At 47.3% G+C, this 8908-nt stretch carries 9 protein-coding genes; all 9 read right to left on the bottom strand.

Annotation, left to right across the window (positions count from 1 at the left end; all coding sequences use genetic code 11):
* Positions 1-82 precede the first annotated feature (82 nt).
* The 9 genes from O3C58_12035 to O3C58_12075 all read right to left on the bottom strand — a co-directional run bounded on the left by O3C58_12035 (position 83) and on the right by O3C58_12075 (position 8200).
* Positions 83-604 carry an NAD(P)H-dependent oxidoreductase gene (locus tag O3C58_12035; protein ID MDA0692582.1) on the bottom strand — a complete coding sequence of 174 codons (522 nt, stop codon included), beginning with the start codon at positions 602-604 and terminating at the stop codon, positions 83-85.
* A 140-nt stretch (positions 605-744) separates the two neighbouring features.
* Positions 745-2382, bottom strand: coding sequence for an NHL repeat-containing protein (locus O3C58_12040; GenBank protein MDA0692583.1), 1638 nt, complete (start codon positions 2380-2382; stop codon positions 745-747).
* A 122-nt stretch (positions 2383-2504) separates the two neighbouring features.
* Entirely contained in the window at positions 2505-4013 is a 1509-nt protein-coding gene (locus O3C58_12045; protein ID MDA0692584.1) for an ethylbenzene dehydrogenase-related protein, read from the bottom strand.
* A gap of 76 nt (positions 4014-4089) precedes the next feature.
* Complete coding sequence (locus O3C58_12050; protein MDA0692585.1) at positions 4090-4614, bottom strand: hypothetical protein; 525 nt, start codon at positions 4612-4614, stop codon at positions 4090-4092.
* Between the two features lie 165 nt (positions 4615-4779).
* The gene (locus tag O3C58_12055; GenBank protein MDA0692586.1) at positions 4780-5157 is read right to left on the bottom strand and encodes an STAS domain-containing protein; all 378 of its coding nucleotides are present in this window, start codon (positions 5155-5157) and stop codon (positions 4780-4782) included.
* A 230-nt stretch (positions 5158-5387) separates the two neighbouring features.
* Positions 5388-5792, bottom strand: a complete 405-nt coding sequence (locus O3C58_12060; protein MDA0692587.1) for an SxtJ family membrane protein — start codon at positions 5790-5792, stop codon at positions 5388-5390.
* 154 nt (positions 5793-5946) lie between these two features.
* A complete protein-coding gene (phnC, locus tag O3C58_12065) occupies positions 5947-6693 on the bottom strand; it encodes a phosphonate ABC transporter ATP-binding protein (protein MDA0692588.1) in 747 nt (248 codons plus the stop codon).
* Between the two features lie 12 nt (positions 6694-6705).
* Positions 6706-7620: a phosphate/phosphite/phosphonate ABC transporter substrate-binding protein gene (locus O3C58_12070; GenBank protein MDA0692589.1), complete on the bottom strand. Its 915-nt coding sequence runs from the start codon at positions 7618-7620 to the stop codon at positions 6706-6708.
* Positions 7621-7765: 145 nt separating this feature from the next.
* Positions 7766-8200, bottom strand: a complete 435-nt coding sequence (locus O3C58_12075; protein ID MDA0692590.1) for a cytochrome c — start codon at positions 8198-8200, stop codon at positions 7766-7768.
* Between the last annotated feature and the right edge of the window lie 708 nt (positions 8201-8908).

Genomic DNA, 8908 nt, shown 5'->3' on the forward strand with positions numbered 1-8908 from the left:
GGAGGGGATGAGGAAGATTTTTAACCTCAGTTTCTTTATTTTCTCACTTTGTAACTAAAGTGCAGTATTACTTTTTTCTATATCACCCAAAAACCTGCTTCTCCAACGCATCGAGCATGATGGGGATTTTGGCGAGGGGTTTTTCGGCGATAAGCTTTCCGTCTGCAAAATCCCCATCGCTGGTGTAGACGATGGGATGAACGGTCATCACGCCGGACTCGTAAAACAACACATTGATTAAATCTGCAGAAGACATGAACGAGCGGTTGCCGCCGGCGTTGCAGAGAATGCCTGCGACCTTGTTCTCCAAGGCGCCTGCTATGATGTCGATGAAGTTTTTCACCACGCCGGACATCGACCAGCAATAGACCGGAACAGCAAATATATACGCCTGGGCGGATTCCAACAGACGATAAGCCTTCTGCATGTCTTCGTTGTAATCCGTAAGGCTCCTGCCATCGCAAAACTGCAGGTTCAACGTGCGTAGATCCAGAGTTTCGAAATCCAGCTTTCGGGATCGCAACACCTTTTCCGTTTCCGCCACCACGAGCGCGGTTTTGGAATCTTTGTTCAGGCTTCCCTGAATGATCACGATTTTTGACATCACTTTTGCCTCAATAAAAAAATGGCTTCCGCCTTTCGACGCAAGCCACTCCTTACGGGGAGTTCGAATTCATAGAAAACCACCCCTCACCTAACCTCTCCCCTTGAGGGGAGAGGGAGTTTTTTACTTTATTTCCTGCGTCAGACGGAAGGGATTTCTTTCGACCGCCCTTCTTCCTCCTGGCCTTCCTCTTCTTCCTCTGCCCAGAAGTCATCGTCTTCATCATCTTCGCCTATGAGGGCTTGAGGGTCATCCTGAACGAGGTATTGCATATCTTCCTCTTCTTCCGCAGCTTTAGGAGACGGTGGCAGTTCATCCCATATAACGATCCTGGCATTGCCTCGATCCGCGACATAGAGTTTGAACTTAAGCTTTTCTGCTTCACCTTCACCCTCGGCACCCTCTTCGATGTCGGCGTCATCCCAATCGTCTTCCGGGTCCTCTTCCAGCAACAAACCGAAGGGATCGTTGAATGTGGAACCTGTTACACTGCCGTTGCGGTTGGGACCGCTCTCGTTGAAGTTTTTTTGCCCCAGGACCAGATCCGCCGGCTGTCCGTTTTCCGTGGGAACTTCCTTCCAGTAGAGAACACGATGATTGTGCGTGTCGGAAACAAAGAGTCCGGCCCGGCCAAAAACGACATCCGTCGGAAAATAAAGTCCCTGCTCGTTGGCTCGGCTGTGTCCTTTTCCCGCATTGGGTTCCCGGCTGTGGAAATCCTTTTGTCCGATGACGATATCCGCCGCCCGGCCCAATTCGTTGGGAAGTTTGTTCCAGATCAGAACGCGATGGTTTCCCTGATCGACCACGAACACTTTGCCACTTTCTGCATGGTAGAAAACCCCTGTCGGAAAACTCAGGGTATCGGGTCCTACATTGTCAAACTCGCCCCGGTTGGGTTCGCGTTCATCCATGGCAGCCTGTCCCAGGCACAAGTCTGCATTCCAGCCATTGTTGAAGGGGATTTTATTCCAGACCAATACACGATGATTGTCTTTATCGGCAACGAACACATGCTGATCATCTCCCGAGCAAAGACCCATCGGAAAAAACAACGAACCCGATCCGACCAGACCATCCCGGTTGGCCTCGTTACAATCGAGATTGTCCTGTCCCATAACAAGGTTGGGGGTCTCGCCATCTTCCGTGGGCAACCCGGCGTAACGAATGACACGGTGATTACCACTGTCGACCACATACAATTTTCCGTCGATCACGGCTATTCCCGCGGGCTGGGAAATGGTGTCCTCTTCCGCTTTGCTGATTGTGAACCCGTCCAGACTTTCATCACCCAGACCGGAGGTCATTTCATCCAGAGTGGTGGTCATCCCCCGGTTCTCCAGACAATCGGCGAAGTCCTCCTGGCCAAGAACCAGACCTGCCGGTTCGCCACTTTCTTCGGGAGGTTGTTCCCAAACGAGAACCCTGTGGTTGCCACGGTCGGACACAAAGAAATAGTCGCCATATCGGGCCATGAATTGCGGCTCCGCCAGGGTATTGTCACCGGGATCATCCGCCCCCCGGTTGGCCTGGCTGATGGACATATCTCCCTGACCAATGACCATACAGGCGCCAACCTCAACTTCAACCCCTTCTTCGGCTTCCTCAAATTCATCGAGGTCTTCATCTTCCTCAAACTCATCGATCTCGTCCGATTCATCGGACTCCATCATTGCAGTTTCTTCACCTTCGCTCTCTTCCGACTCCGGAGAATCGGAGTCATCGACTGCGTCATCCCGATTGATTTCTTCCTCGTTGTCTCTGTTGTCTTCAGACATGAGACCCACCTCCCTATTGCTGTTAATGAAAATATTTTCGTCTCCTGGTTTTCAAACACCCGAAGAAAAATTTCAGAACTATTGTTGTTAAATTTTAACCATCGATTCTGTCACTCAAAATTCTATGGATCCAAATGAAAGCGCTGCCACATGGAAACCACTTTACGCCCATTTCTATCTTGATGCGCTCCGTCCCAAACAGCGAAGGCAATTAACACAGGTTGTTTGCTTTGAAACTTTATATCCCATTTATTCAAAGAATCCAAGACCCTATAAAAAACAACCCGCCATTTGCCATCCTTCCAGACCCCTTTTCCAAGGACATTCTGCTTGGTTTGAGGTTGAGGTGTCAAGGTTCCAAATCCCTCGGCGTTCAACTCCTCCACCGGAACATCCCTGAAGGGATTTAAAGCGTCCACCGGATTGACCTCGCCGCCAAAGATCATTGTGTCCATATCCATGCCTTTGGTAGCGTATTCAAGCTTTTCCTTGGTCTCAATTTCCGTCTGCCAGTCGGCTCGCCATTGCCAGATGTTCACAACCTTGCCGCGGTTCCCCATGCCAAAAAAGGGTTCGTTATGCCCATGTGTGTGTAACAGCACATCTCCCAATGAAAATTCCAGGGCCACAGCGTCCTTAAAATCCTGATGCCGGCTGGAGGACCGATCGGCAATTTCATCTTCCCATTCCAAACGAAAGGCGATGCCCTCATCATTGACTACGGATTGAAATTTGATCTGATTCACGGGATTGGTTCTGGCGCTGAGCGGAAGCATGTGAACTTTTTGAACAGGGACCGCATCCCATAAGGGGTTATCCGGGTCCAGATCGATCTCATTTTCGATTTTCTTTACTTTAAGGTCGGTCTCATATTTGGCGTCCTGAAGGGTGACCTCCTGAATATTGGAGCGCACAAAAGCGGCAAGGGCCCAGCGTTCTTCATCCGTGCGGTCGTTGTAAGCCTTCATGGGTGTGCCGTCGAGCCCTGTCGTCAAGGTCAGAAAAAGATCCTTTTTTTCATATCCGAATTTGAAGGTATTGGGGTTGGTCAGGTCATAAATAAACACGCGGTGGTCCCAAATGTCGTAAAGCTCGTCCGAAAGGGGACCGCCCCCTTTAAGATCGGTTCCGTGACAGCGGGAACAACGGAGTTCGTCAAAAAGATCTTGACCCTTTTTTATATCTTCAGGGGTGGTAGGCGGAACGGATTGGATGACCACAGGGTCTGCGGGTTTTTCCTCCGCAAATCGTTTGGAAAATCGTTTGAGGTATTGGACCACAGACCGGGTTTCATCTTCGGTCAGGGCATCTCCCCAGGCAGGCATGGACGTACCCGGAACCCCGTGGACAATGGTTTGATAAATATCTTCATCCAGAGGCAGAGAACCGGCTGGAGTCGAGCGATGCTTGAACACGCCTTTGCGGAAATCCCTGGGCCAGGGGTAAAGATAGGCCATGGCTTTGCCGCCGCCGTTGCCATCCTGCCCATGGCAAAAAACGCACATATGCTTGTAAACGGTTTCTCCAAGCGTGAGCTTGTCTTTACCGTGATTTTCGTGCGCTGTCGGGAGTGGGGATTGTTGCTCGGAAGGAGGATAAACTTTGCTTGTGTCGTTGCTTGGGTCATTCACAGGTGCATCCGCAAATGCCGACCCCTGAAAAAAAACAAAACACAGAAAAACAATGAATAAGATATTAAAAAAATTTCTAGCGAACGCCAATACTTGGTGTCGACAAAGTGTATAACTCCTCATTGCCATTCAAACCATCCTCAGCGATATCCACCCATATATCCTGGCAATTACGCTTGTAATCCACTCCTTTGCAATAGAACAAAGGATGCCTATGGGTAAAGTAAATAATAGGATGTGAAAAGTATACGCTCATCCCCTCATGTTTGGCAATGGCAATGGCCTGGTCGATATCGGTGTTCTCTGCCGTAGCCTTCTGCAAAATTTTACGGATGACCATGTAGTCCAGTTTGCCGTCCAGGTCCAGGTCATAATAGGTCGAAATCAGGCCGGTGATGCTCATGATCTCCCAGCCCCGGTAAGAGGGGTCACTCCAACCAGGTTCTTTGGGGATGGTGACCTCTTCCTGCTTCTGGTTTTGGAAGGTCTGGCCCTCCTCTGGCTGTGCCTGAAGGGTGCCTGCAACAACAAACAGGTGCAGGCAACAAGCGAAAACCAGCATCAAATTTCTTGTCTTTGCAAAAGTCCTTTTTTTACCCATTGAGGCCCCCAGATGATAATCCGCGATTCCCAACTCATGCAAAACCTATATTTTACGGTATCATAAAATCAAGATCGAACAAACGTTTTATTGGCTGTGACGGAACTGGATACCTAAATAAAATAAGGGTTATTTTAAATGAAGGAAATTTTATCCCAAGCGGGATCAGGTCTGGCTTTTGAGTGCGGATGCAACGTCGGGATAAAGTTCAAAAACATCATGAAGTTTTGCCATTTCAAACGTTTCCTTTGGCGCTCCCTGAAGCCCTGCCAGTAAAAATGTACCCTCGACTTTCTCCAAAGTCTGGAAGCAATTGATAAAAACGCTGATGGTTGAACTGTCCAGATAAGTCACGTTTTCCAGGTTCACGACGAACTTATGGAATCCTCTTTGCCGGTAAGCTTCAATCAGTTTCTGCACATCACCGGAATTATAAATATCCAGTTGGCCTTTCAGGTCTACGACGATCAAACCATTTTCATCCCGGCAATCGATGTCAATCTTTCCCATCAATCCCAGAATTTCTTTGTGAATTTTTTCCATCAAGGGTCACCCTGTTAAATTTGCTGGTGGAATATTATAAGCGGTAGATTTAAAGGCATCTCTAAAAATTAGTTTATTACAGGAAATCGAACATTGTACAAGGATTTCTTGTATCAGTGGCACGGGCGACCTATCCTTAAATTTAAGGGCAGGTCGCCTGTCCCACTAAAACAAAAGACGCTTCTTTGAATTGGCGATTAGGAGCATTTAGTCAATTTTTAGAGGTGCCCTTAATATTGCTTTTCGTAGCGTTCAACATTGATTTCCCCGGTTTCACGATTTTCCCAATAAGATTCTCTGGAAGCATCCAAATCTCTTTTCAGAAAATCTTTACGAAAAATAATCAGAAAAAATCGGAAAATTGTAAAAAAGACCAGAAACATAAAACCAAGGATAACTTTAGAATTGAAATTGCCCACGACAGCTCCGAACTTCATCCAACCGGCGTGGACTTTTTCCAGCTTCCTGGGAGCCAACAAGGCAAATAAAATGAAGCATAAGGCGATGAAAGCCAGCGGCCCTGCCACTTTCGGCATTTCTTTATAAGCAAAAACCAGAGTGAACAGGGACAGCATTCCGCCCATTATAAAGCCAAACGACCGGAGCATTTTGGTTGGTACTTGCGGTAGGTTCATGAGCTCGTTTTAGAAAGTAAAGGGTTAGCAATTGCCAAAGCCTGATAATATCAATTTTTAGCAACCCACTTAAAAAATAGTTTAACTCATTTCAAGAAAGACCTGAAGGCGTTACCACCAGATTCAACCGTTTCCTTAAGACCAGCGATTAAAGTCACTTAGATTCATAGAGTTGACTCTCCAGTTTTTGATCCAGATGCAAAGGAGCGCCGTCATAGATCACTCGACCGGCTTTTAAAGCCAATACCCGGCTGCCGAATTCCCTGGCGAGTTCGGGCAAGTGTAAATTGCACAAAATGGTCACGCCCTTCTTCTGATTGATATCCCGTAAAATATTCATGATTGATCTGGAGGTCGCAGGGTCCAGACTTGAAACAGGTTCATCCGCCAGAATTATATCCGGCTGTTGCATCAGGGCCCGTGCAATTCCCACACGCTGTTGCTGCCCTCCACTCAGGGTATCCGCCCTCTGTCCGTCTTTCTCTCCCAAACCCAGGTCCTTTAAAATCCCCTTGGCTCGCAAAATAGAATCTTTGGGGAAATAATTTACCACCCCCGCCCAGGATGAAAGATCTCCAAGGCTACCGGCCAACGCATTGGTTAAAACCGACGACCGGGAAACCAGATTGTAATGCTGAAAGATCATGCCTATCTTGCAACGCAGGCGGCGCAAATGCCCGGGGCGTGCAGAGGTAATTTCCTGCTCTCCCAAAAAAATCTTCCCGCCCGTGGGCTCCACCAGTCGATTGATGCATCTCAGCAGGGTGGACTTGCCAGACCCGCTTTTTCCCAGGATCACAACAAATTCTCCTGGCTCGATGTTGAGAGAAACCTTGCGCAGAGCCTGAGTGCCGTTTTCATAAGTTTTCTCCAACTCTTCGACCCGTAATATATCTGGCATCAGGTAATTTCCCTAGCGGCTGGGGGTTTTCAAATTTAAACCCAGGTGCCGGCTGGCTTCACGAACAGGATCAAAAAAAGCGTCCAAATCCATAAGTCCGCTGATTCCGTACACACGCTTTAACACCTTCCCACCCTCCGGGGTCTTGGAAAGATGTTTCAATCCTTCTTTGATCCGTATTTTTAACTCTGAAGGTAATCCCTTACGGGCCGTCACCGTATCATTGGGGATATCCTTGGTATAAGCGATCACCTTGATTTTTTTAAAGACCTCTGGATAACTCTTGGCAACAGCCGCGCGAGCTCCATCATAGGCGGCGCCGGCATCGACTTCGCCTTTCAATAGCGAAAGTACCACCGCATTATGAGAACCTGCAAAAATGGATTTGGAAAAAAAACTATCCGGGTCATGGCCCTCGGCCATCATAAGCGCTTTCGGGTACAAATGTCCGGACGTGGAAGCCGGATCGACATATGCTATGGTTTTGCCTTTTAAATCCGCCAGAGTATTGATGCCGCTGTCCGTCCGAACCATGATCTGGCCCCGGTAAAAAGGTTTCCCTAAACGAACCACAATTAACAGCAAATCCACATCATATTTATCTCTGGCCAATACATAGCTGAAAGTGGCCAGCCAGCCGATGTCAACCTTTTCCGCCCCCATGGCCTCGATGACCGCCGCATAGCTGGTGGCCACGGAAGTCGTAAAATGCAACCCCGTAAAACCCTGCAATTGCAGGGCAATTTCCCGCCCTTCCGCCAGAATAACCTGCGCATCCCCCGAAGGGACGAACATCATACGAATCGGGTTTTTCTCGGTTCCAAGCTCAGCCGTCTCCGCCTGATGGATCGGACTCAGTAGAAAAACCAGAACAGCCAGAGTCCAAATAAATGGAGAGAAGAAGGAATTTGATAGGTAAAATCGCAACTTTAAACAAGAGGCTTTTGAAATGATTGTCGCTCCAAATTAAACCTGCTAGCCATTATATCACAACTGTTTACAAACAAAATGCAAAAAAAAGGGCAAACCGGAAGACCCGGTTTGCCCTTGATAGTGACTTAAATCTAAGAACTTACTTTACCCAAGTGCTTCGAACGTATTTCACAACATCCCAAATTTGATTATCTTTCAAAGTTTTGCCATGGGCAACCATGCCAGTTCCAGCAGAACCGTTTTTAATGACATAGAACATCTGTCCGGCTGATACATCTTTCATGGTATCGGCACAGCCAAAGTTTCTGGGTTTCGGAGTCAAAGCGGCGCCGAGCTTTCCAGCTCCATCGCCTTTATCACCATGACACATTTTGCAAGCCATCGGCTTGGCGGTTTTGTTGTAAATTTTCTCTCCATTGGCAGCATCGGCTTTACCGGTTTCATCCGCACTCGCAGTGCTGGCCGGAGCCGCTTTGGTCTTCCTCGGCTGAGGACATTGCCCTCCCGCATACGCGGAACTCACTACAAAAAAACTGAATACTGCCAAAATTGCAACCGCTACCATTTTTTTCATTTAAAGCTCTCCCTCCATGATTTTGTGAATAAAACCTTCGCTTGTAAAAAAACAATTCTCTTTTTCAAACCTTTGAGAGACCTTATCAAAGGTTGAGAGAAATTTAATTTACCAGGAAAACCACTCAAAAAATAACGCCCCTCTCACATCGACAAAACCTATACCAAGCAAAAGCCTTTGTCACTTGCTTAAAAGGTTCTAACTGAAAATAAGGAGCAGTGCATTATATTAAATCCTTTTAACCTGTCAATAAAAATTTCCAGCGGTTTTACAGGTAATTCAAAGACCCCGAAAAAAATCCACCATCCCTAGATTTTGCTCCAGAGCAAGGGATTTTGGAGCGAAAAGAAACTTACAATGTACAAACTGCGATTTTCATCACATAAAAAACAAACGCTTAATTTATCAGGCGGGGAATAGAGCTGACCGCAATCCAAAGCCAAGGCAAGCTTTCGCTTGCCTTGGCTTTTCTGTTCGAGTATATTCGTTCGATAGAAATAACTCTAACTAGCTGTAAATTTGCGTCATACCTCAGCAACCTTGAGAACCGGGAAATAGTTTGCTTTTCGCTATGACGCAAATGCGAGGGGAATTTTTATGCGGTGCTTGCCTCCCCCCCGTGAAATAGTATGAAACTCTTAAGGACACCTCTAAAAATTAGTTTATTACGGGAAATCGAACATTGCACAAGATTTCTTATATCGGTGG

This window comes from Nitrospinota bacterium, assembly GCA_027619975.1.
Taxonomy (GTDB): Bacteria; Nitrospinota; Nitrospinia; order Nitrospinales; family VA-1; genus JADFGI01.